20 protein-coding genes are annotated in these 22,239 nt (G+C 62.7%); 7 read left to right on the top strand and 13 right to left on the bottom strand.

Annotation, left to right across the window (positions count from 1 at the left end):
- Positions 1-306: 306 nt before the first annotated feature.
- The 3 genes from thrC to HMPREF3171_RS07830 are packed head-to-tail and all read left to right on the top strand — an operon-like array spanning position 307 to position 3,004.
- Positions 307-1,746, top strand: a complete 1,440-nt coding sequence (gene thrC / locus HMPREF3171_RS07835; protein ID WP_070484045.1) for a threonine synthase — start codon at positions 307-309, stop codon at positions 1,744-1,746.
- Positions 1,747-1,762: 16 nt separating this feature from the next.
- Positions 1,763-1,921, top strand: coding sequence for a hypothetical protein (locus tag HMPREF3171_RS12105; protein ID WP_168161888.1), 159 nt, complete (start codon positions 1,763-1,765; stop codon positions 1,919-1,921).
- 9 nt (positions 1,922-1,930) lie between these two features.
- Positions 1,931-3,004 (top strand): S1 family peptidase, encoded by a 1,074-nt coding sequence (locus tag HMPREF3171_RS07830; protein WP_244268621.1) that lies wholly within the window; start codon positions 1,931-1,933, stop codon positions 3,002-3,004.
- A 26-nt stretch (positions 3,005-3,030) separates the two neighbouring features.
- On the opposite strand, the gene HMPREF3171_RS07825 is transcribed toward HMPREF3171_RS07830, so the two are convergent.
- Entirely contained in the window at positions 3,031-3,795 is a 765-nt protein-coding gene (locus HMPREF3171_RS07825; RefSeq protein ID WP_141743382.1) for a hypothetical protein, read from the bottom strand.
- 27 nt (positions 3,796-3,822) lie between these two features.
- Here HMPREF3171_RS07825 and HMPREF3171_RS07820 point away from each other — a divergent pair, with 27 nt between their 5' ends.
- Both HMPREF3171_RS07820 and HMPREF3171_RS07815 read left to right on the top strand, forming a co-directional pair.
- Positions 3,823-4,347 (top strand): NUDIX hydrolase, encoded by a 525-nt coding sequence (locus HMPREF3171_RS07820; RefSeq protein ID WP_070422147.1) that lies wholly within the window; start codon positions 3,823-3,825, stop codon positions 4,345-4,347.
- Complete coding sequence (locus HMPREF3171_RS07815) at positions 4,344-4,907, top strand: glycoside hydrolase family 25 protein (RefSeq protein ID WP_070484041.1); 564 nt, start codon at positions 4,344-4,346, stop codon at positions 4,905-4,907. Before HMPREF3171_RS07820 ends, HMPREF3171_RS07815 begins: the two co-directional genes overlap by 4 nt.
- Here the strand turns inward: HMPREF3171_RS07815 and HMPREF3171_RS07810 are convergent.
- From HMPREF3171_RS07810 to glnA, 3 genes are all read right to left on the bottom strand, one after another.
- Complete coding sequence (locus tag HMPREF3171_RS07810; RefSeq protein WP_083292012.1) at positions 4,904-5,890, bottom strand: TDT family transporter; 987 nt, start codon at positions 5,888-5,890, stop codon at positions 4,904-4,906. The two genes, HMPREF3171_RS07815 and HMPREF3171_RS07810, sit on opposite strands and share 4 nt — an antisense overlap.
- Before the next feature lie 214 nt (positions 5,891-6,104).
- Positions 6,105-6,635 carry a VIT1/CCC1 transporter family protein gene (locus HMPREF3171_RS07805; RefSeq protein WP_208856598.1) on the bottom strand — a complete coding sequence of 177 codons (531 nt, stop codon included), beginning with the start codon at positions 6,633-6,635 and terminating at the stop codon, positions 6,105-6,107.
- A 212-nt stretch (positions 6,636-6,847) separates the two neighbouring features.
- Positions 6,848-8,314, bottom strand: coding sequence for a type I glutamate--ammonia ligase (gene glnA, locus HMPREF3171_RS07800; protein WP_371327142.1), 1,467 nt, complete (start codon positions 8,312-8,314; stop codon positions 6,848-6,850).
- Positions 8,315-8,359: 45 nt separating this feature from the next.
- Between glnA and HMPREF3171_RS07795 the strand changes: the two genes are divergently transcribed.
- Positions 8,360-8,839, top strand: coding sequence for an RDD family protein (locus HMPREF3171_RS07795; RefSeq protein WP_070422150.1), 480 nt, complete (start codon positions 8,360-8,362; stop codon positions 8,837-8,839).
- A gap of 28 nt (positions 8,840-8,867) precedes the next feature.
- Here HMPREF3171_RS07795 and HMPREF3171_RS07790 read toward each other — a convergent pair whose 3' ends face one another.
- From HMPREF3171_RS07790 to sucB, 8 genes are all read right to left on the bottom strand, one after another.
- The gene (locus tag HMPREF3171_RS07790; protein WP_070450834.1) at positions 8,868-9,659 is read right to left on the bottom strand and encodes a DUF4191 domain-containing protein; all 792 of its coding nucleotides are present in this window, start codon (positions 9,657-9,659) and stop codon (positions 8,868-8,870) included.
- Between the two features lie 43 nt (positions 9,660-9,702).
- The gene (gene lipA / locus HMPREF3171_RS07785; RefSeq protein WP_070484037.1) at positions 9,703-10,746 is read right to left on the bottom strand and encodes a lipoyl synthase; all 1,044 of its coding nucleotides are present in this window, start codon (positions 10,744-10,746) and stop codon (positions 9,703-9,705) included.
- Between the two features lie 5 nt (positions 10,747-10,751).
- Positions 10,752-11,537, bottom strand: coding sequence for a lipoyl(octanoyl) transferase LipB (lipB, locus tag HMPREF3171_RS07780; RefSeq protein WP_070484036.1), 786 nt, complete (start codon positions 11,535-11,537; stop codon positions 10,752-10,754).
- Positions 11,538-11,570: 33 nt separating this feature from the next.
- Positions 11,571-11,957: a glycine cleavage system protein GcvH gene (gcvH, locus tag HMPREF3171_RS07775; RefSeq protein WP_070422154.1), complete on the bottom strand. Its 387-nt coding sequence runs from the start codon at positions 11,955-11,957 to the stop codon at positions 11,571-11,573.
- Between the two features lie 2 nt (positions 11,958-11,959).
- A complete protein-coding gene (gene gcvT, locus HMPREF3171_RS07770; RefSeq protein ID WP_070484034.1) occupies positions 11,960-13,045 on the bottom strand; it encodes a glycine cleavage system aminomethyltransferase GcvT in 1,086 nt (361 codons plus the stop codon).
- A 17-nt stretch (positions 13,046-13,062) separates the two neighbouring features.
- Complete coding sequence (gcvP, locus tag HMPREF3171_RS07765; protein ID WP_070484032.1) at positions 13,063-15,915, bottom strand: aminomethyl-transferring glycine dehydrogenase; 2,853 nt, start codon at positions 15,913-15,915, stop codon at positions 13,063-13,065.
- Positions 15,916-16,014: 99 nt separating this feature from the next.
- Positions 16,015-17,715 carry a dihydroxyacetone kinase family protein gene (locus tag HMPREF3171_RS07760; protein WP_070484030.1) on the bottom strand — a complete coding sequence of 567 codons (1,701 nt, stop codon included), beginning with the start codon at positions 17,713-17,715 and terminating at the stop codon, positions 16,015-16,017.
- Between the two features lie 72 nt (positions 17,716-17,787).
- The gene (gene sucB, locus HMPREF3171_RS07755; protein WP_070484028.1) at positions 17,788-19,887 is read right to left on the bottom strand and encodes a 2-oxoglutarate dehydrogenase, E2 component, dihydrolipoamide succinyltransferase; all 2,100 of its coding nucleotides are present in this window, start codon (positions 19,885-19,887) and stop codon (positions 17,788-17,790) included.
- A gap of 120 nt (positions 19,888-20,007) precedes the next feature.
- On the opposite strand from sucB, the gene HMPREF3171_RS07750 reads away from it, so the two are divergent.
- Positions 20,008-20,403, top strand: a complete 396-nt coding sequence (locus tag HMPREF3171_RS07750) for an oxidoreductase (RefSeq protein ID WP_070451055.1) — start codon at positions 20,008-20,010, stop codon at positions 20,401-20,403.
- Between the two features lie 318 nt (positions 20,404-20,721).
- On the opposite strand, the gene HMPREF3171_RS07745 is transcribed toward HMPREF3171_RS07750, so the two are convergent.
- The gene (locus HMPREF3171_RS07745; RefSeq protein ID WP_070484026.1) at positions 20,722-22,206 is read right to left on the bottom strand and encodes a leucyl aminopeptidase; all 1,485 of its coding nucleotides are present in this window, start codon (positions 22,204-22,206) and stop codon (positions 20,722-20,724) included.
- Positions 22,207-22,239 lie beyond the last annotated feature (33 nt).

Genomic DNA, 22,239 nt, shown 5'->3' with positions numbered 1-22,239 from the left:
CAGCACCCCGCCGGTGCGCGCTCACGCGCCACCGCCTCCGGCGCCCCGGCACCGCTAACGCGCCACCGCCCCCCAACGTTCATGTGCAGGGCTCGATATGCGTAAGTCCTGGTCACGGCTTTGGAGATACCTTTCGGGCCGTTTTCCCAATTTTGCGCTGACCTGCAGTTACGCATATCGAGCCCTGCATATGAACGAATCGAGGCCCCACGACCGCACCAAAGTGCGGCTTTCCGGGCCTGCCGACGCTGAACGTAAATGCCCATTCCGACCAAGGGCATACACCGATCACGTAGACTGCCCGGCGTGGACTTCATTTCGACGCGCGACGCAACTGCCCAGGCCCGTTCCTTCACTGACATCCTGCTCACCGGCTTAAGCCCGGACGGCGGGCTGTTTATGCCGGCGGTGTACCCGACACTTTCGCCGGCGCTTCTCGACGAGTGGCGCACCCTTTTGGCCAACGACGGCTACGCCGCACTTGCCGCAGAGGTGTTGAAGCTGTTCGTCGATGACATCCCGGCGGAGGACCTCGAGGCGATTGCCAAGCGTGCGTACCGCACCCCGGTGTTCGCGGACGAGGAGATCGTGCCGGTTACGCGTCTGAACGACGGCCTGCACATCGCGCACCTCTCCGAAGGTCCGACCGCTGCGTTTAAGGACATGGCGATGCAGCTGCTCGGCGAGCTCTTCGAGTACGAACTCGGGCGCCGCGGCGAGGAGATCAATATTCTGGGCGCGACCTCGGGCGATACCGGCTCGTCGGCCGAGTACGCCATGCGTGGCCGCGACAACATCCGCGTGTTCATGCTCACCCCGGCCGGGCGTATGACCCCGTTCCAGCAGGCCCAGATGTTCGGCCTGGACGACCCGAACATTTTCAACATCGCGCTCGACGGCGTTTTCGATGATTGCCAGGACGTGGTCAAGGAAGTCAGCGCGGACGCGGAGTTTAAGTCGAAGTACTCGATCGGCGCGGTCAACTCCATTAACTTCGCGCGTTTGCTTGCGCAGGTGGTGTACTACATCGCCACATACCTCAAGACGACGAAGACGAACGAGGAGCAGGTTTCGATCTGCGTGCCTACCGGTAACTTTGGCAACGTGTGCGCAGGCCACATTGCCAAGCAGATGGGGCTGCCGCTTGATCGCCTGATCGTGGCGACGAACGAGAACAACGTCCTGCACGAGTTCTTCACCACCGGTGATTACCGCCCGCGTTCCGCAGCCGACACGTACGCCACCTCGTCGCCGTCGATGGATATTTCCAAGGCGTCGAACTTTGAGCGCATGATCTTCGACGCGCTGGACCGCGACGCGGACACCACCCGCGAGCTCTTCGGCACCAAGGTCAAAGAGGGCGGCTTTACGCTGGACACCGACACGCTTGAGCGCATCACCGACAAGTACGGTTTCGGCTCGGGCACCTCGACGCATGCGGACCGCATTGCCACGATCAAGCGCATCAAGGACGAGTACGGCGTGGTTATCGACCCGCACACCGCCGACGGCGTGTTCGTGGCGCAGCAGCTGGCAGACAGCGTAGAAACTCCCATTGTTGTGCTGGAGACTGCGCTGCCGGTGAAATTCGCGGATACCATTGTGGAGGCAATTGGCGAGCTTCCGGAGGTGCCGGAGCGCTTCGCCGCGATTATGGACGCCGAGCGCCATGTTGTGGATCTGCCGAATGACGCCGAGCAGGTCAAGGCATTCATCGCCGACGCAATCGAGCGCACGGACGTCTAGGAAAGGATCCCCACCGATGGCACAAGAGCAGTTCGCAGGTCCTGAGCAGTACACGGAGTTCGATCCGGAGAAGTTCCTGCGCGACATCAAGATCCAGGCCGAGGAAGCCGCCAAGGGTGACAAGTTTTTTCTTGACGACGACACCGACGCCGAAAACTCCGACGCCGACAAGTAAGGCTCGCGCTTGACCTTCCCTGAACATCAGGCAGGCGGCGACAACCTGGCGCGGCGCTACCAGCCGGAGGATGGCCAGCAGTGGCAGTTCCCGGACATGCCCGGCGTGCCCGGCGTGCCCGGCACGCCCGCGCAGCCTGCTCTGTCTGCGCCGCCCACTCAGCGGCGTACGGGTTTGCGGACCGGTGGGTGGATTACGGTGATCGTCGCAACGCTTGCTGCTGTTGCGATGGTGGTGTGGCTCGGGCTGACCACGAGCCAATTCCCAACTCCCACGGTGGAGGAGCGCCACGCGCTTGAGCGTGTGCAAACGCCGGATGAGGCCCCGCCTGCACCGGTGGAGGAGAGCAACGTGCTCGTGCCTGCGTTCGCGCCGTGGGCGCCGGGTACGCGCATTCAGTCCACGGACCATTACCCGGAGCCGGGTGAACACTTCACCGCTCAGTCGTGCACTGCAGCGTTCTCGTTTACTGGCGCTGACGGCCGAGCCTATGCCGTGACTGCGGGCCACTGCGGGCGTGCGGGCGACCTTGTGTGGCCGACGAATGCGGAGACCGCCTTCGACTACGCGCACGAGGTAGGCAAGTTCATCTATTCCGGCATGTACGGCGACGCGAATGAGGAAACGAAAGGTATCGATGTTGGCATCATCGAGATCACCGATACCGAGCGGTTCATGGATGTCGTCGGTGCTCCGATAGCAACCGGTATCGCCAAGGACCTGCACGATCTCGACCGCGTGTGCAAAACCGGCGCGACCACCGGCTATACCTGCGGCAAGTTTGAGGCGACCCAGCGTGTGCAGATCGTGAATCTTGACGACGACGCCGAGGCCCAAACCCACGGCGACATCGCCTCCGTCTGCGCCGCTTCGGGCGACTCGGGCGGGCCGGTGTTCACCGAGATCAACGGCCGGGCCACGGTCATCGGAGTGGTCTCAGGCACAGAGGCTGGCCGTGCGGGGGAGGAGTGTTTCGAAGGCATGGAGGATCCGCTGCTGATGAGCTACTCCAACATCAACCAGGTGATGGCCGTGATCAACCACGTCGTGCCTGACGCAGATCTCGTGCCCCAGCGCTGGTAATCAGAGCTGGTAATGCGCGCTGGTAGTTAGCGCTCGAGGCCCCACTTCTCGTTGAACGCCTCACCGGCGGGGAACGTCTTGGTGGACCTGCCGTCCTTCTTGTCGTTATCCACCACGATGACCTCGTCGTCGTAGTAGCCGAAGAACGCGATGCGGTCGATCTCGTCGGGGCGGTCGAGTTGCTTCCACTGCCGCTCGAGTTGCTTCGCGTCGTAGCCGGTTGCTTCCGCGTCGGTCCAGATCAGTCTGATTTCGTGGAAGTTGTTCTGGGCGGGGTAGACGGCGAAGGACGCGGAGTCAGCGCCTTGGGCCACGGCGAAATCGAAGGTGTTTTGGATGGTGGTGGCGGGTATCGTCGCAAAGCAAAAGCCCCAGAAGTTCACCCGCATGCCGTCTGGGGTGGTCAGCTCGAGCGTGTCTAGGCAGTTCTGCTCGAGCAGGCGTGAGACGTGGCCGGCGAACTCGGTGGAATCGCTCATGACGTACTCGGCGAGATCGCCACGCGCCATCACACCAGTGTTGGTTTTGCCCACCTGCAGGTTCTGGATCAGGTGGGGGCGCACACTCGCCGCCACATTGGAAGGATCGGCCGGGGCCGGGTTAAACGGGCGCACCGGTTGTGGCAGGGACGCCTCGGTGCTTTCCGCGTCTGCGGTGTATCGCAGCCCGAACACGGCCCCCACCACCGCGGCGACGACGAGTGCGCCGTAGACCGTGACAAACACCGGCGTGGGCACGCGCTGCAGGAAGGTGCGCGTGGGCTGTTCGGGTTCGGTCACGGAAGTGCTCATATCGGAAGGGATTGTACACTCGCACCCATGCCTATCCCGGAGTTCATTGTGGAGACCCGTAAAAAGATCGGCACCGACCTGATGTGGGTGCCAAGCGTGTGCGCGGTGGTGTTGCGCGATTCAGCGGACACCTCCGACTGGGCGGTGCCGGACGTGCTGCTCGTGCGCCGCGCCGACAATGGGAACTGGACCCCGGTGACCGGCATCGCGGACCCGAGCGAGGAGCCTCACATGGCCGCGGTGCGCGAAGTGCTCGAGGAGACCGGTGTGGAAGTCGAGCCGGCGGCAATCCTCGGCGTTGGCGTGGTTGGCCCGGTCACGCACGACAACGGGGATAAGGCGACGTACATGTCGGTGCAGATTCGTTGCGAGGCTACAGACCCCACCGCTGTGCCCATCGTCGGTGACGACGAGTCGATCGAGGTCGGCTGGTTCCCGATTTCCAACATGCCGGTGACCGACCCGAAGTGGCGCCTGACCATCGCTGATGCCGCAGCGCAGCGCCGCCACCCAGGCAGCTTTACCCCGCGCATGGGGCTGAAGAAGCGGTGAGATTCGGCGTCGACGTCTCCGAATACCAACGAGGCTTCGACTTCACCGGCTTCGACTTCGCCATCATCCGCACCACGGACGGCACCTACCGCGACCCGTGTTTTGAGCAATTGCTTCTCGACGCCACCACCGCCGGCTGCGTCACCTCCACCTACCACTTTCTCCGCGCCCCCTCAGAGGGCACGACGGTGCAGCGGCAGGTGGAGGTGGCGTGTGAGGTGCTCGTCGATACGCAATTGCCCATGTGGCTCGACGTGGAGTCACCCGTGGGGCTTACGCTTGACGACGTCCACACCGCTGTAGAGTGCTTCACCCAAGCTGGCGTGGAAGTGGCCGGGGTTTACACCAACGCCTGGTACTGGCGCCGGCACATGGGGCTGGCCAGCCCTGCACAGTTTGGGGAACTGTGGCTCGCGCACTGGGGCGACAACACCGTGACGGACCCGGCGCAGTTGGGGAAGTGGCCGCGCCCGCTCGGGTTCCCGGAACCCGCGGTGTGGCAGTTCACCTCCCGCGGGCGCGTTGGCGGGATCGAGGTCGACCTCAACGTGGCGCGCTAGGCCGCCATCTGGCGCGCAGCCTTCGAGGTCTGGGGCGTCTGCGTCGACTGCGAGTTGTTGTCCCGGCGACCTTCGATAACCCAACTGATAAACCTGCTCGAGCACACCGTCCAGTGAGCGAGCAGCAGGAACGGAATTGCCAAGGCAACGGCGTCCAGCCAGTGCGACCCGTTGACCAGCGCCACCTGGTGGCCACCCATGCTCACCGTGCCCGGCGGGAACGTGCACGACCACCAGGCGGGGGAGTACTGCGTCCAGCGTGCGACGTTGGGGTAGAAGGTGACCATGGCGTAGATGGCCAGCGGGATGGACAGCATAAGCGCCACGTAGCCGTAGTGGACTGAGAAGTAGCCGGGGTAGAGGATCTGTAACGCGGTAGTGGATTGGCCGATCACGCCGAGCGGCACCCATGCGGTCGCAGAGTTCGGACCCGACAGATCAACCTCACCGTGCCAGGCAGCCCAGTAGACGCGCATGAACACCGGCACTGCGGTCAGCAGCGACATGAAGAAAAACACTGTGCCCATGACGTGGTAGATCTGCCCGTAGTCGCGGGCCAGCCAGCCGGCCACAGACGCGGAGATCATCGGGCCGACAAGCGGCAGCCCCCACGTAAACCGTGGTTTTCCTTCGAATCGCGTGAGTTGGATCGCCCAGGTCAAGGTGGTGACGGGCGCGCCGATCCAAAAGCCGACCAGGCGGTACACCGGCACATCCGTCAACCCAGACAGTGCGGCGCCGAGCGCGAGGATTCCGATGAAGAACATCGACCATTCCGCCATTGAGGTGCGTTTGAAGCTCGGCTGGCGGTATGTGACAAAGCCAACCACTAATACAACGAGGATTGCGGAGGCGATCGCTGCGAAGATGCTCGCGCCAAGCATCATGTTCTTTTCGACGAGCAGTCGCGACACGATCGACGTACCCATGAGGCTGCCGCCCCATGCGGGGCCGGCCGGAGGAAGTTGGCGGAGCTTGTTCATCACCCCATGTATGGTAATCCCTTTTGTTGTACCTGGCCATTCGGCAGTTCGGGATACTCATCCTCTGGCACGCGCAGGATGTCGGCGACACTACCGATGTTATGTGAAGTTATGTGGTTTGTGTGGAGTTGTGTACTTTGTGTGGAGTTGTGTGGTTTGGGTGTTTTCCCACGTCAAACGGATACGATCCAAATCGCTACCGCCACTCTGGACACTAAAGTGCAGCGGCGCCGAAGAGCGAACCCACCGCAAAAGTCATCGCTAGGCCGAGTGTTCCACCGACGACGATGCGCAGAACCGGGCGGAGCACCGGGGAATCGCCAAGCTTTGCCGACAGTGCGCCGGTGAGTGCAAGCGCAACGAGCGTCACAGCGAAGATCGACACAATGCGGACGGACTCCGGCGCCAGTATCGCGGTCACAAATGGCAGCACCGCACCCAAGATGAACGACAGGAACGACGCGATACCGGCTGACCATGGATTGACCTGCTGGTGCTCCGCAAAGCCCATGGAGCGCTCCGAGTCGCGTTGCGACGACACCGAGACGTATTCGCCAAGCGCCATCGACACAGCACCACCAACGACGGCGGCCAAACCGGACATGGCAATCGTCGTCTGGTTCGCGGTCGCGCCCGCTACACCCACGACGACAGCCGCCGTGGAGACAATGCCGTCGTTCGCGCCAAGGACGGCCGCGCGGAGGCGGTTGAGCCGCTCGCTGGTGCCAGGCTCAACGTGCTGCATCGGGTGCAGGTCGTACACCACCGGGCAGTCGGCGGAGCAGTCATTGGGGCGTGCCATCAGATCAGTCATAGCGCCCACTATGAACCCATTGTTTTGCCTGCGCAAGCATGTATAGCCTGACCTTCCGCAGGTCAGGCTATACAAAGTTATCTAAGGCTTAGCGGAGAACGAGGCTATTTCAGCCACCATCGAGCCGCTGTTTTGCCTCTGATTTAGCAGTCGAAGTACATCTCGAATTCCTGCGGCGTTGGGCGGAGGCGCACCGGGGTGATCTCGTTGTCGTACTTCAGCTTGATGTAGGTCTGAATGAGATCCTCGGTGAACACGTCGCCCTCGGTGAGGAAGTCATGGTCAGCCTCAAGCGCCTGCAGGGCAGCCTCAAGCGAGGTCGGTGCCTGCGGGATGTCCTTGGCCTCTTCTGGTGGCAGTTCGTAGAGGTCCTTGTCCACCGGGGCGTGCGGCTCGATGCGGTTCTTGATGCCGTCGATACCTGCCATGAGCATGGCTGCGAAGCCGAGGTAGGGGTTGCCCGACGGGTCCGGTGCGCGGAATTCGATGCGCTTCGCCTTCGGGTTCGCACCCGTGATCGGGATGCGGATGGCAGCGGAACGGTTGCGCTGGGAGTACACCAGGTTGATCGGGGCCTCGAAGCCCGGCACTAGGCGGTGGTAGGAGTTCAGCGTCGGGTTGGTGAAGGCGAGTACGGCACCTGCGTGCTCGAGCAGGCCGCCGATGTACCAGCGGGCGATGTCGGACAGGCCACCGTAGCCGGACTCGTCGTAAAACAGCGGCTCGCCGTCCTTCCAGAGGGACTGGTGGGCGTGCATGCCCGAGCCGTTGTCACCAGCGAGCGGCTTCGGCATGAACGTGACGGTCTTACCGAACTGGGTGGCAGTGTTCTTGATGATGTACTTGAAGTCCTGCAGGTCATCCGCCGCATGTAGCAGGGTGTTGAAGCGGTAGTTGATCTCCTGCTGGCCGCCGTTGCCCACCTCGCGGTGGAAACGCTCGATCTCAAAACCGGATTCAGCCAGGTTGCGCACCATCGCGTCGCGCACCTCGACGGTCTTGTCGTGCGGCGGGACGGGGAAGTAGCCACCCTTCACACGGTTCTTGTAGCCCAGGTTCGGGCCGCCATCGACGTCAGCCTCGGCACCACGGTTCCACCAGCCTTCTTCCGCGTCGATCTCGTAGAACGCAGTATGGGCGTCCACCTCGTAGCGGATGGAGTCGAACAGGTAGAACTCGGCCTCGGCGCCAATCGAGCAGGTGTCTGCGATGCCGGTGGAGCGCAGGTACTCCTCGGCCTTCTTGGCTACGTTGCGCGGGTCGCGCGAGAACGGTTCGTGGGTGAACGGGTCGTTGACAAAAAACTTCACGTTTAGCGTCTTCGAATCACGGAACTGGTCGAGCTTCGCGGTGGCCAGGTCCGGCATGAGCGTCATGTCGGACTCTTCGATCGTGGTGAAGCCGCGGATGGAGGAGCCGTCGAAAGCGAGGCCCTCTTCCATCACGTCTTCGTCGAACATGGAGGCCGGGATGGAGAAGTGGTGTTCGATGCCGGGCACGTCGGTGAAGCGCACGTCAACGAATTCCACCCCCTCGTCGACAATGAACTTTTTAACGTCTTCGATGTTGTCGAAGGACACGGGCGGTACTCCTCGTCGGTCGGCTGTCATAAGCGGTTACAAGTGTAGACCTGTACACCGCTAGGCTCATAGAGTATGGCTGCTAATCGACGACCTGACTGGCGCAACGGCCCAGAAATCCCTAATCAATTCAACGGCGAGGACCATCTGCCGTCCTATCCGGGGGAGTTCCTCGGCATGCCGGAGAAAGGTGCCGGCTCGCAAGCATCGGTGGCGCGACGCATGGGCGGAGTGCTCATCGACTGGACAATCTGCGCGATCGCTGCATCCCTGATCACCCAGAACACCTCAGCGTTGGGGGACAAGTACACGCTGACCTACCTGCTGTGGATCGTGCTGGGAATCCTGGGAGGCTGGTTGTTCGCCCGCACCCCAGGTATGGCTGCACTCGGCATGGGGGTGGCGCGTGTAGACGAAGAAGCGCCGGTGGGACTGTGGCGCGCAGCGTTGCGCACCGTCCTCACCGGCTTCGTGTTGCCCGCAGCGCTTGTCGACGCCGACGGGCGCGGCATGCATGACCGCGCCACCACCACAACAGTGATCCGTTCCAGGTAGCGAGCGGATCACAGGGGGGATTCGGGGGTTACTTTCCGCCCTTGCGCTCTTGCATACGGCGCATCTTGCGGTTCATACCCGCCATGTTCTGTGCCTGCTTTGGCAGTGGACCACCCGGCAGGCCCGGCATCTGGCCGTTGCGTGCGCGTGAATCCATTGCGTCCAACTTCGCTGCGAGGTTGTATACCTCGTTCTTCTGGTAGTTCTTCGGCAGCTTCAGCAGGTGCTTCTGCAGATCGCGAGTGCGCACCTGGTCTTCGCCTTCACCGACATACACCTCGTAGATCGGTACACCAGCCAGCAGACGGTCGACGCGCTTGTGCTCCTTGGACATCAGGGTCTTCAAACGGTTCGGGTTACCCTCGCCGACCAGGACCACACCCGGGTTGCCCACTACGCGGTGGACGGTGTCCATGGAAGTATTCGCCTGCACGCCGGTCTTAGTCAGCCACACGATGCCCATCGTGTTGCGCATGTTCTCCAGTGTCCAGCCGGCAGCGCCTGGGGTGTCGCCGACCTCTTCGTACATGGAGCGCTCCAGGCGACGGGAGAAGACAAACATTGCCAGCACGGCACCCAGAACGAGGCCGAAGACGAGCCAGAGCCACTTCATGCCCCACCACAGGCCGAGGAGGAAGAATAGCAACCCGACGCCGAGCACACAGGCCAGCATGATCGGGATAAGCGCCTTGTCGCGCTTACGCTGAATATTAAACGCCTGGACGATTTGCCCGCGCGTTGCCTTGCTCTTCGCGCGCTTCGCCGCGCGCTGTTCCTGTTTCGCAGCCTTTGCGGCTGCCTTGTCCTGCGTCTTAGCCATGGCCAATACTGTATGCCACAGCTAAGACGCGGGCCAAAGACCCCTAGCGGGTCTCTACAGGGTGGTCCTCAGACGCGCCGTACTTCTTCAGCAGCGACGAGGCTTCCTGCGCGGTCTCACCCTGAGACGTTTCCGCGAGGTGCTTCAGGTTCTCCGGCAGTTCGAGCCCACGGTGCTTCATTGCTTCCACGTAGAGCTTGCCTGCACGGTAGGAGGAGCGGACCAGCGGACCGGACATGACAGCGCCGAAGCCCATCTCGTAAGCAGCGTCGCGGTACTCGATGAACTCTTCCGGCTTCACCCAACGATCGATCGGGTGGTACGTCGGGCCTGGGCGCAAGTACTGCGTAATGGTAATGATGTCGCAGCCGGCATCAACCAGGTCCTGCAGCGCCTCAAGGATCTCTTCACGGGTCTCGCCCATGCCGAGGATGAGGTTGGACTTGGTGATCAAACCGAAGTCACGTGCCTGGCGGATAACGTCCAGAGATCGCTCGTAACGGAACGCCGGACGGATGCGCTTGAAGATGCGCGGGACAGTCTCCAGGTTGTGGGCGAAGACCTCAGGGCGTGCTTCGAACACTTCCTGGAGCAGATCCGGCTTGCCGGAGAAGTCCGGAGTAAGGTTTTCCACGCCGGTGTTTGGGTTAAGTTCGTGGATCTTGCGGACGACCTCTGCGTATAGCCAAGCACCCTCGTCTTCGAGGTCGTCGCGGGTCACACCGGTGATGGTGGAGTAGTTCAGGTTGAGGCTCTTGACCTCTTCTGCCACGCGACGCGGTTCGTCGCGGTCCAACGGATCCGGTTTGCCGGAGGCGATGTCACAGAAATCGCAACGGCGCGAGCAACGCGATCCGCCGATGAGGAACGTTGCCTCACGCGATTCCCAGCACTCGTGGATGTTGGGGCAGCCGGCTTCCTGGCACACGGTGTGCAGCCCCGCTCCCTTGACCTTTTGCTTCATGTCCTCGTATTCGGGACCGGTCTTTACAGAGTTGCGGATCCAGCGTGGTTTCTTCTCAATTGGTGTCTGCGAGTTGCGCGCCTCAACGCGCAGCAGCTTGCGTCCTTCTGGTGCTACAGTCACGCCCCCTACCGTACATGTTTTGTCAAACCCTTCGACGGGTCCGGCCGAGTGGCAAACGTATGGTCCGCTACCACCAGTTCACCAGCCAAAGCTCGCTTGAGTTCGTGCACGACAGGGCCAGCCATATCGGCAGGCGAGATGTCGCGTCCGAGTTCGAGCGACATGGTGGTCACGTCGGCGTCGTCGATACCGCAGGCGACGATGTGTTCGTAGTGTTCGAGGGTGTTGTCGCAGTTCAGGCTCAGCCCGTGCATGGTCACGCCACGGGTGATACGGATGCCAAGTGCCGCGATCTTGCGCTCACGTGTCGAGGCCTCAGGGGAGGCCGCCTTGGTTTCAGCGGGTACCCAGACGCCCGAGCGGCCGTCGATACGCCCTGCGGTGGTCACCCCGGCTGCCCGCACGGTTTGAATGAGGGCTTCTTCGAGGCGGCGCACATAATCGACGACGTCTACCGGCTCGGCCAACTTAATAATCGGGTACACCACGAGTTGGCCTTCGCCGTGCCAGGTGATGCGACCGCCACGGTCCACCGTCACAACCGGGACGGGGTAGGAAGCATCCGGCATATCCTCCGGCTGGGTGCGCTTGCCGGCAGTGAACGTGGAGGGGTGCTCCAACACCAGGATGGTGTCGCCCACCTCATCCTTGGCGCGCTGCGCGGCAATCTCGGCCTGAAGATCCCAGGCCTGCTGATAGTCCACGAGCCCCAGCTCGCGTACGTCAATGGGCGAGTCTGAGGCTCGGATGGACTTCTCTGCGGGGAAAAACGGGTCACGTGGCGCAGTCATGCGCCCAACCCTAGTCCCCGGCAGAGATGTGTACTACACGCCGTTAGCGGCGCCGTACTCGTCGGCGGTCATGAGCGGGCCGACCTCTTCGACCTCAACCTCGTAGAGCCAGCCTTCGCCGTACGGGTCGTTGTTGATGGCCTCATACGCGCCGTCGATGTCCTCGTTGACAGCGGTGACCGTGCCGGTGACCGGGGAGTACAGATCAGAGACCGACTTGGTGGATTCGATCTCACCGCAGGTTTCGCCTGCGGTGACGGTGTCGCCGACCTGCGGCAGTTCCGCGAACACAACCTCACCGAGGCGGTCAGCAGCGACGTGGGTGATGCCCACGCGTACGGTCTGGCCAACGGCGGTGTCCGGGGTGGCGTTGATCCACTCGTGGTCCTCGGAGTAGTAGAAATCCTGCTTCAGAGCCATAGTTATGCGTCCTCTCGGGTGTAAAACGGGGTTGCTGCAATAGTAAACGGGTAACGGCGTCCGCGGATATCAACTTCCACTTCGGTGCCCACTTCCGTGTGTGCCGGATCCACATGTGCGAGTGCCACCGGGTATCCCAGCGTCGGCGAAGGCTGGCCAGAGGTGACCACGCCGATCTTGTCCTCAGTACCCGCCAGGTACACCTCGGCGCCCTGACGTGCGGCACGGCGCTGCTCAGACGTCAGACCAGCGATAACGACGCTTGGTTCACGACCAGTGAGCGCCTGCTTACCGACGAAGTCCGCCTCCTTCTTTGCAAACGCACGGCCCATCCCGGCCTCCACCGGGGTGATGTCGGTGGTCAATTCGTTGCCGTAGAGCGGCATGGATGCCTCGAGACGCAGCGAGTCACGTGCAGCCAGACCGCACGGGGTACCGGAGCCGATGACGGCGTCCCACACGGCAACGGTGTCTTCGGCCGCGCAGAACAGTTCGAAGCCGTCTTCACCGGTGTAACCGGTGCGAGCGACAAACACGTCGATTGTCGCTTGGTTCGAGCGAAGCGAGAACCAAGCGCCGGAGTAGTACTCAAGGGCGCCAGCATCACCGTCCAGCAGCGGGTTGAGCACCTCGAGGGAGCGCGGACCCTGGACGGCAACCAGGCCGGTGGCTTCGGAGTCGTTGCGCAGCTCGACGTCGAAGTCGCCCTTGCGTGCCTCGAACGCCGCCCATACGGCTGCGGTGTTGCCAGCATTGGGCACAACCATGAAGTGGTCGTCGTCGAAGCGGTAGGTGATCAAGTCGTCGAGGATGCCGCCGTTTTCATCGACAATCATCGAATACTTCGCCTTGCCCACCTTCAGGATGGACATGTTGGAGATCAACGCGTAGTCCAAAAACGCTGCAGCGTCGGGGCCCTTGACGTCAATTTCGCCCATGTGGGACAGGTCGAAAATGCCAACGTCGTTGCGCACCGCGCGGTGCTCTTCCAACTCGGAGGCGTACTTCAGCGGCATGGTCCAGCCACCGAAGTCGGTGAAGGAGGCGTTGAGCGCCTCGTGCTTAGCAAACAGGGGAGTCTGTGGCATGGGTGTTCTCCTTACTCCTAGTTGTCGGTGCCGTTAGTGTCGTCAGTGATGTCGAAGGCCTCCGGCGGCGGGCATGCGCACTGGAGGTTGCGGTCGCCGAATGCTTCGTCGACACGACGCACTGGCGGGAAGTACTTCTGGTGGACGAGGCGATCCACCGGGTAGGCGGCCTGCTCACGGGTGAACTCGTACGGCCACTCGTCGCGGGCCACACTGTGCGCGGTGTACGGCGCGTTGTGGACCACGGAGTTTTCGTACTCGATCTTGCCGTCGATGATCTCCTGGATCTCCGCACGGATGGAGCGCATTGCCTCGATGAAGCGGTCGATCTCAGCCAGGTCCTCGGACTCGGTCGGCTCCACCATGAGCGTGCCCGCAACCGGGAATGCCAGGGTGGGGGCGTGGAAGCCGTAGTCCACCAGACGCTTGGCCACATCGGCGGCGGTCACACCGGACTGATCAGTGAGTTCGCGCAGATCCAGGATGCACTCGTGGCCGACAAGACCGTTGTTGCCGGTGTAGAGGACCGGGAAGGAGTCGTTGAGTTCCTTCGCAATGTAGTTCGCGTTCAGCACCGCGTGCGCCGTGGCACTGCGCAGTCCTGCCGCACCGGACATGGCGATGTACGACCAGGAAATCGGCAGCACACCAGCCGAGCCAAACAGGGTGGAGGCCACCGGCACGCCAGCCGAGCCGTCGATCTCCGCAGCGGCCTGCTCCAGCGGCACGTTCGGGTTGGACGGCAAGAACGGGATGAGGTGCTCGGCCACACCGATCGGGCCAACACCCGGACCACCGCCACCGTGCGGGATGGTGAACGTCTTGTGCAGGTTCAGGTGAGACACGTCGCCGCCGAAGTCACCCGGGCGGGCGATGCCGGTCAGGGCGTTCATGTTCGCGCCGTCGATGTAGACCTGGCCGCCAGCCGCATGCACCTTGTCACAGACCACGCGCACGTCCTCCTCGTACACGCCGTGCGTGGAGGGGTAGGTGAGCATGATGGCTGCGACGTGGCCTTCGTGCTTGGCCAGCTTCTCGTCCAAGTCGTTGATGTCGATGGAACCATCGGCAGCAGTCTTGACGACGACCACCCGCAGGTTCGCAAGCGTCGCCGACGCCGCATTCGTACCGTGCGCCGACGCCGGAATCAGGCAGATGTCACGCTCGGTATCGCCGTTGGCCACGTGGTAGCGACGGATCGCCAACAAGCCTGCCAACTCGCCATTCGCGCCGGAGTTCGGTTGGACGGACACCTCGGCGTAGCCGGTGATTTCGACCAGCCAGGAGCGGATTTCGTCGATAAGTTCGCGCCAGCCCTCGGTGTACTCATCCGGGGTGTAGGGGTGCACGTTGGCAAAATCAGGCCAGGTAATCGCCTCAAGGCCCGCGGTCGGGTTGAGCTTCATCGTGCAGGAACCCAGCGGGATCATCGTGCGATCCAGCGCCAGATCCTTATCACCAAGTTCACGGATGTAGCGCATCATCTGGGTCTCAGAGTGGATGCGGTTAAACGTCTCGTGGGTGAGGAACTCGGTCTTGCGCACAAGTGCCGCAGGGATACGAGACTCGCCGGTCGCAGCCTCCGCGCCGAAGCCGGCCAGCAGCGCCGAAACATCCGCATCCGTGGTGTCCTCGCCAAAAGACACGCCGACCGTGTTGTCGTCAATCGCGCGAACGAGGTAGCCCGCCTGCGCAAACTTATCGACGACACCACGCGCCCCGTCAACCTCCACCGCAACAGTGTCGAAGAACTCAGCATGCTTGACCTTCACGCCAGCCTTCTCAAGAGCGACAGCAAAATCCGTCGCGCGCTGGTGAATCGTGCGAGCGATCTGCGTCAGCCCGTCCGGACCGTGGTAGACCGCGTACATTGACGCGGTGACCGCAAGCAGTGCCTGAGCAGTACAGATGTTGGACGTCGCACGCTCACGGCGAATGTGCTGCTCACGCGTCTGCAACGCCAGGCGGTATGCGGGGTAGCCCTCCGCATCCTTGGACACGCCAACGAGGCGGCCCGGCATCTGACGCTGCAACTTCTCACGCACAGCCATGTAGGCGGCGTGCGGGCCACCGTAGAACAGCGGCACACCAAGACGCTGCGTGGTGCCGATCGCGATATCTGCACCGAACTCACCAGGGGACTCCAACAGCGTCAGCGCAAGAATGTCCGCGTCAACCGCAACCAGGCCACCACGCTCGTGGATCGCCTCGATCACCGGACGCGGATCCGCAACGTCGCCCTCGGTACCCGGGTAGGCAAACACCGCGCCCACCAGGTCCTCGCCGACAACACCCTCGGTGAGGTCAACAACCTCAACCTCAAGATCAATCGCACGGGCGCGCTCTGCAGCCACGTTGATCACCTGCGGATGCAAACGAGCATCCAACAGCACACGGCGACCCTTCTTCACCACACGAGCCATCAGGCCAACTGCTTCCGCGGCGGCTGAGGCTTCGTCGAGAAGCGAAGCGTTCGCAATATCCAAACCAGTCAGATCCTGCACCATGGTCTGGAAATTCAGCAGCGCCTCCAGGCGCCCCTGAGAAATCTCCGGCTGATACGGGGTATACGCGGTGTACCAGCCAGCATCCTCCACCACACCACGACGAATCACCGGTGGCGTGAGAGTCGAGTTAAAGCCCTGGCCATAGAACGCGCGCAAGACCTTGTTCTTGCCAGCCAACTCACGCAGTCGAGCCTGAGCCTCGTATTCCGTAAGCGCATCCGGCAGGTCAAGCGGCTGCTCAGCCAGGATCCCGCCTGGCACCGCTGCAGCAATCAGCGCATCGATACTTTCGTAACCCAGCGCGTCCAGCAATTGCTGCTGTTCATCCTGGTTTGGGCCAATATGACGGGAAATGTAATCCAACTGAAGGCTCCTTATCTCGGGGCGTACGAGCACGCCCAAGCATAGCGGGCAAACACGTCCGTGACACCCACCAATAAGACAAAGCGGTCTACCAGGGTTTTAGAACTCCCTCACGTCCGCTGCACCAAACAACCACGTCACCGCAATCGCGCCGGGATCCGGCACGTCCTTTGCTCTTTCTCCCAGGTAGGAGGCCCGCCCCTTCTTCGCCTGCATGCCGCGGGTGGACTTTGCGCCCTCGACGGCAGCTGCGAATACGTGCTCAAGAACGTCCTCCACAGTGGCAGCGCCATCGAGCGATTCGGTGGCCTTTGCGGCGGGCACGAGCGCGTCGATAAGCGTGTTGTCGCCCTCCTTCGCGCCACCGAGCTCAGTAATGGCAGTCACGCCGTTTTGCAGGCCCTCAGCCAGCGCCTTGCCAAACGCAGCGCCGTCCGCTTCCCGCGAATCCACATTGGCGCGCTCAAACACGTCAGCCATCTCGCGGAAGAACGTGCCCAGCACCGCCCCCGACGTACCACCCGCGCGAACCAACATCCGGTGGGCAAAGAAGTTCAGCACCTCAGGGTCGTTGCCCCGAATCGGGGTAGCCACGTCGCCGAAGGCCGCCTCCATGTTCTGGCCGAAGTCGCCGTCGCCTGCCTCGCGGTCTAGCGCCGTCAGGTCGTCGTAGGCAGCTGCGAGGCGATCCACAAAGGCCGAAAGCCACACGTTTTCCCCACCGTTATCGGGCTGTTGCTCGTCATCCGTCATGGTGGCGTCCGCATACTGTGGGTCACGCACCAGATCAGGCCACGCTGGCGCCTGTGTCTCAGCGTCGAGCAAGTCGATGAGTTCATCGTCGAGCGCCGTCACTGTAAGCGAAATACCAGCCATGTTCAACGACGTCACTAGCGAGCCACGCATTCCGCGACGCACCGTCACGCCACGATCCGACAGCTGTTTGAGCGCCTCGCCGAAGACCAGATCGAGCTCCAGCTCGCTTGTGCCACCCAGGCCGTTGACAAAGAGCATGGCATCACCCACCGCAACACCACTGTCCTTGAGCGAAGCCAGCACCGCATCGAGGAGCTCCTCAACCAACGCCTTTGCCGACGGCTTCGACCCCGCCTGATCACGACGCTCCACACCCGGCTCACCGTGAATACCAACACCGACCTCAATCTGGCCCTCCTCCAGATCAAACGTCGCACGGTCGCTGGTCGGAGAGTGGCCAGGCTGCAGCGCCACCGCCATGCTTCGCGACTGATCCGCCGCCCGCTGCGCAACCTCCGCAACGGCGCCGAGGTCGTCGCCACGCGCCGCAGCAGCGCCCGCAATCTTCTCGACGATCACCGTCGCCCCCGTACCCCGCCTCCCCGGCGAGTCATCGTTGTCGATCTCGGTTGCCACATCGTCAGCCACCAACACCTGCTTCACCTCAGCCTCGGCATGGTTTCCCGCCACGGTGAAGTTCATGACGTCGCCCGTGTAGTTCTTCACCACATGCACAACGCCACGGCCACGATCTGCCCACTCCGTTGCCGCGCCAATCTGCACCGCGTTCGGGGACGTAAACAGCAGCCCCGGGCAAGCCGCGTCCAGCATCCCCTCGCCGACGAACCCGGCGTGCATCGGCTCGTGACCCGACCCGCCGCCGGAGATGACGGCGACGCGGGCGGGGGAGTCGTCGTCACGTAAAAGCCCCACGAACCCCTCGTTGTGCCACTCCGCAAAAGGATGCGCGGCCACAAGGCCGCCGAGTGCCTCGCGCATGAAATGTTCAGTGTCATTGCGGAAAGATTTAAACGTGCCAGTCATAGGCGCCAGTGTAAACAAAAAACAAAGCCCGGCACTGACGCAAATCAGTGCCGGGCTTTCGCCTGCTAGAGGTTAGATATCGAGGTCAGCCTCGAAGTCACCCTCCTCGATGCGGTCCTTGATGGTCGTGACGAAACGACCAGCGTCCGCACCGTCGATCAGCTGGTGATCGTAGGTGAACGGCAGGTAGCACATCTGACGGATCGCGATGGAGTCAATGCCATCCTCGGTCACGATGACCGGGCGCTTCTCAATCGCAGCCGTACCCAGAATGCCAGCCTGCGGCGGGGTCAGCACCGGAGTATCCAGCAGCGCACCCTCGGAACCAATGTTGGTCACCGTGAAGGTTGCGCCAGACAGGTCGTCCGGACGCAGCTTCTTGTTGCGTGCGCGCTCGGCCAGGTCGGTGATCGCCTTCGCAATCTCCGCAAGGTTCTTCTTCTGCGCCTGCTTGATCACCGGCACCAACAGACCCATCGGGGTATCAACAGCGATACCGATGTTGACGTCCTCGTGGTAGGTGATCTCCTTCGCATCCGCGTCGTAGGAAGCGTTCACGTTCGGGTGGGACACAAGCGCCTCTGCCGTGGCCTTGATGAAGAAGGCCAGGTACGTGATGTTTGCGCCATGCTTCTCGACGAACGCCGGCTTCACCTTCTTGCGCAGCTCCGCCACACGGGTGACGTCGACTTCCTGCACGTGGGTGAGCTGAGCAGTGGTCTGCAGCGACTCGACCATCTTCGCAGCGGTGATCTCGCGGATGCGGTTCACACGCTGGGTGGTGCCGATGAGCTCCGCCTTCGCCGGATCCACAGACTTGGTGGACCAGTTAGCGCGCTCGCCCTTCGGCTGCTGCGTCTGCTCCTTCGTCGCAGACGCAGCGGTGGTGCCCTCAGCCTTGCCGCCCTCGGCAGCAGCCAGGACATCCTGCTTACGGATGCGGCCACCAACACCGGTGCCCTCAACCGTGTTCAGGTCAACGCCGTGCTTCTCAGCCAGCTTGCGCACCAGCGGGGTGACGTACGGGACGTTGTCGCCGTTGTTGACCTTCGCAGAAGCGTTCTTGGAGTCGGTGGATGCAGCCTTCGGCTCTTCCTTCTTCGGTGCTTCCTTCGGCTCCGGCTTCTTCTCTTCAGCCTTCTCCTCGGCCTTTTCCTCAGCCTCTTCGACCTCGGCTTCGTCTTCGTTGGAGTCGTCGGAGGAAGCAGCCGCGTCAGCGTCACCGATGACCACGATGACGTCGCCGACCTCTACGGTGTCGTCCTCTTCAGCGAGGATCTCGATGATCGTGCCAGCAACCGGGGACGGGATCTCAGTGTCGACCTTGTCGGTGGAGACCTCGAGCAGCGGCTCGTCGACCTCAACCTCGTCGCCGACTTCCTTCAGCCAAGTGGTGATGGTGCCCTCAGTGACAGACTCACCGAGCTCCGGCATCTCAACCTTGGTGCCCTCACCAGAGGACTTCTTCGGAGCAGCCTTCTTCTCTTCCTTCGGCTCCTCAGCCTTAGCCGGTGCTTCTTCTTCGGCCTCGGCTTCGTCTTCGTTGGAGTCGTCGGAGGAAGCAGCCGCGTCAGCGTCACCGATGCGGGCGATGACGTCGCCGACCTCAACGGTGTCGTCCTCTTCAGCCAGAACCTCGATCAGCGTGCCAGCGACCGGCGACGGGATCTCAGTGTCAACCTTGTCAGTGGAGACCTCGAGCAGCGGCTCGTCGACCTCAACCGTGTCGCCGACTTCCTTCAGCCACGTAGTGATGGTGCCCTCAGTGACGGACTCACCGAGCTCCGGCATCTCAACATCGGTAGCGGAACCGGAAGCCTGCTTCGGAGCAGCCTTCTTCTCTTCCTTCGGCTCCTCAGCCGGCTCTTCGTCCTTCGCCTCTTCCTTGGCGTCGGCGGAGTCGTCGGACTTGTCGTCGCCGGCCGGGGTTTCGCCCTCGTCGCCAATAATCGCGATGACGTCGCCGATCTCGACGGTGTCGTCCTCCTCAGCCTTGATCTCCAGGATCACACCAGCGACAGGGGAGGGGATCTCGGTGTCGACCTTGTCAGTGGAGACCTCGAGCAGCGGCTCGTCGACCTCAACCGTGTCGCCGACTTCCTTCAGCCACGTAGTGATCGTGCCTTCGGTGACTGACTCGCCCAGCTCGGGCATCTCAACAGAGTGCGCCATGTTTAAAGTCTCCTCATTGAAACGTTGGAAGCTATACGGCACAAAGCGTACCTGCATCCACACACGTTCGTTGCCCAAGGGGTGACCTAATTGCTTAGACAGGCCCGTATGATGTGGGGCGTGTTCAACCTGTTCGGCAAAGGCAAGAAGTCCACGACGTTCAAACCGCCACGGGCACCGGGCGAGACAATCCGCCCCGACGACGCGCAATACTTGCGCGATTGGGTCGCCGGCCGTGCGTTCGTGGAAGGCTTTGTCGAGCCAGAAACCATGGTCAACGAGATGTCCGTTGTTCTTGTCGACGAGCACGGCAACTACACCCGACGCCGCATCGGCGGCCCCAAGGGCATCGACGCCGTCTCCAAAATGCTGGGGATTCTGCTTTACGACGTCGAAGAGACCGGTTACCCCGACCGCATGCGAAAGAAAATGGAACAGGAACGCATCCTGCGTAAGCGCGAGGAACAAAAAGAACGCCGCGCCCGGTTCGAGCGCGGCGAAAACCCGTACAGCTAGACGGCTTCTGCGCCGTCCCGTGCCTGCTACGCTGCCCCCGCCCGACCCATACGGCTATGCGGTGGCCCGCACCCCATACCCGCACATGGTGAGGATGCACTGGTGAAGATGCCTGGTTTTACGCATCTTCACCAGTGCATCCTCACCATCTAGGTCTTGGTGGCTTGAGCCAAGCAAAACTATGCCGCTGCATAGTCCTGCCGGCTGGAGACCGGCTCGAGACCAGGGGAGACTATGCAGCGGCATAGTGGCGGGGCGCTGTCACGGCGCTGCCGAAGCGCCACAGAGCGCTACCAAAGCGTCACAGCGCTACAGCCCCTACTTCGCAGCCAGGCGGTTGAGCGCCTCGAGGATTGTGCGGACCGGGGCGCCGGTTGCGCGCTTCGGGGTGTAGCCCCAGGCGCCGCCGCCGTTCCAGGCCGGACCGGCGATGTCGATGTGAGCCCACTCGACGTTCTCCGGCACGAAGCGGGAGAGGTAGAGGCCGGCGAAGAGCATGCCGCCGGTGCGGGCGTTGTGGGTGTTGCGGATGTCAGCGATGGGGGACTTCAGCTCGTCTTCCTGCTCCTCGAGAAGCGGCATAGCCCAAGCCTGCTCACCGACGGCACGGCCTGTCTCGGCGATGAGGTCGCGCAGGTCGTCGGACCCCATCACGCCGGAGGTGCGGTTGCCCAGGGCGACCAGCTGTGCGCCGGTGAGGGTTGCGGTTTCGATGAGGTAATCGGGGTTGTCCTCGCAGGCGCGGGCGATGGCGTCGGCAAGGACGAGGCGGCCTTCGGCGTCGGTGTTGATGACCTCGCTGGTGATGCCGCCGTAGTGGGTGATCACGTCGCCCGGGCGGGTGGCGGTGCCGGAGGGCATGTTCTCGGCCAGGGGCAGCCAGGCGTCGATACGCACTGGCAGCTCAAGGCGGGCGGCAGCGGCGATGACGCCGAGCTGTGCTGCGGAGCCGCCCATGTCGGAGATCATGTCCTCCATGCCGGAGCCCGGCTTCAGCGAGATGCCACCAGTGTCGAAGGTGATGCCCTTGCCCACAAGCGCGACCTTCTTCGTCGCCCCGGACGGCGCCCACGTCAGGTGGACCAGGCGCGGGGTACGTGCGGAGCCGCGACCGACGGAGAGGATGCCGCCGAAGCCTTGATCTTCAAGCGCCTTGTCGTCGAGCACCTCGATGTCCAGGCCGGCCGCCGAAGCAACCTCGCCCATGACAGCGGCGTAGGACTCGGGGTAGAGGAAGTTTGACGGGGTGTTGACCAGGTCGCGGGCCAGGTTGACCGACTCGGCGACGATGACGGCCTGCTCGAACGCCTTCTCGTCTGCGCCGACCACGGTGACTTCGGTGGTCTGGGGGAGTTCGGCGTCGGTGTTGTCGTCGTCAAGCGTGTTGGCGGTGGACTTCAGACCGTTGTAAACGTAGCCGCCGAGCAGGAGGCCCTCGACGACCGGCTGGACGCCGAACTCGGCGGAGATAGCTGCCTTTTCCACCCCATTGAGGGTGCGGGTGGCGGCGCCGACGGCGCGGCGCACGGCTTCGTCGTCAATGTCGTTCGCGTCGCCGAGGCCGTACGCGATGACCAGCGTGCCGTCGACGACAACGCGGGTGACCTCGTTAGCCGTACCCTTCGCGCCGACCGCAACGAGGGCTTCAAGCAGGCCCTTCGGGGCAAGTTGGGTGACAGGAAGCTCGACTCCGTCATTGCCCTGCGCGACCGGAACCAGCAGCACAGCGCCCTCCGGGGCAGCAGATCCGGCTACCGCGCGCACCGTCGTACCGCGGGCAGGAAGTGTGACATCGAACGACATAAACAACACCTTTCTGACAATTGAACAGGATTG

It is taken from the genome of Corynebacterium sp. HMSC08F01 (assembly GCF_001807545.1).
In the GTDB taxonomy this organism is placed as follows: Bacteria; Actinomycetota; Actinomycetes; order Mycobacteriales; family Mycobacteriaceae; genus Corynebacterium; species Corynebacterium coyleae.
Note: the sequence above shows the minus strand (reverse complement) of the source record. Positions and strands in the feature narration are given on the sequence as shown.